Source organism: Salinisphaera sp. T5B8 (assembly GCF_040361255.1).
Classification (GTDB): Bacteria; Pseudomonadota; Gammaproteobacteria; order Nevskiales; family Salinisphaeraceae; genus Salinisphaera.
The window spans coordinates 1-1104 of record NZ_APNG01000053.1 but is presented as its reverse complement, the minus strand read 5'-3'; the positions used below and the strand labels follow the sequence as shown (position 1 = coordinate 1104).

At 59.5% G+C, this 1104-nt stretch carries 1 protein-coding gene and 1 pseudogene; both read left to right on the top strand.

Annotated elements, in window-relative coordinates:
* Window positions 1-433, top strand: a 433-nt coding sequence (locus T5B8_RS19950; RefSeq protein ID WP_353181007.1) for a transposase, incomplete at its 5' end; no start/stop codon positions are given.
* A 432-nt stretch (window positions 434-865) separates the two neighbouring features.
* Window positions 866-1104 (top strand): annotated as a pseudogene (locus tag T5B8_RS19945) (IS110 family transposase); the annotation flags it as partial.

Here is a 1104-nt window from a genome sequence, read left to right as displayed (position 1 = left end):
CGACGATCATTTCGATCAGCATCCGGATCTCAAGCGCGACAAGGCGCTACTGGCCTCCATACCCGGCATCGGCCAGACCTCGGCTCGACATCTGCTGTGTCTACTGGCCGACCGGGACTTTACCAGCGCCCGTCAGGCCGCGGCCTTTGCCGGCCTGGCCGTGGTGCATTTTGAGTCGGGTTCCAGTGTGCGCGGCAGGCCCCGTTTATCCAAACAGGGCTCATCCAAACTACGTGCCGTTCTATACATGGCGGCCGTGGCGTCCTTGCGACATAACCGCGCTTTGAAAACGTTCTATGACCGCCTGCGACAGCGCGGCAAGCCCGCGTTGTCCGCACTGGGCGCGGTCATGCGAAAGCTCGTCCATATCGCCTTCGGCGTGCTCAAACATAGAACACCCTATGATCCAGCCCTGGCCGCTCAAAATGCTTGATCGTCGAGACGGTATCTACAAAAGATGTGACCTTGAGCGAGCGATCGCGAGCTTGCCTGTATTCGGGCCCCTTGGGCGTAGCGCCGAGCAGCACGAATCGTGAGCGGAATAAGACGGCCGGATGTTTGAGCGCAGCGAGTTTCCGGCCGTCCCGCTCGCGATTCGTGATGGGAGGGAACCGATGCGCAGCATCGGCGCAAGACAGGGTGTCCTTTGCTTTGGTTACTTTCATTTGGACAAGCAAATGAAAGTCACTCGCGCAGCAGCGCGAAACCCCAAGCAAAAATTCACCCGCGCCGTTGATCCAGGCAGTGAACGATTCGGGCCGCACGTCCTGAAGCCGCGTAGGTGGATGAGATGGATCCGCTCCTCCTAATCGGCGTCAATGCGCCAGACTGATGATTCAGACAACAGTCGAAAAGGAGCGGATCCATGCAACAGATTACGGAACTGGGTATCGACATCGCAAAGAACGTCTTCGAGCTGTGCGGTCTCAACGCCGCCCATGAGGTCGTCTACCGCAAACGGGTGCGCCGCCGTCAGTTTCTGGCCACGGTGCTTAATCTCGACGCCAAGCGCATCTATATCGAAGCCTGTGGCAGCAGCCACCACTGGGCGCGCCAGCTGCAGCGCGAGAACCGGTCGGTGACGTTGCTGGCGCCGCATCAGGT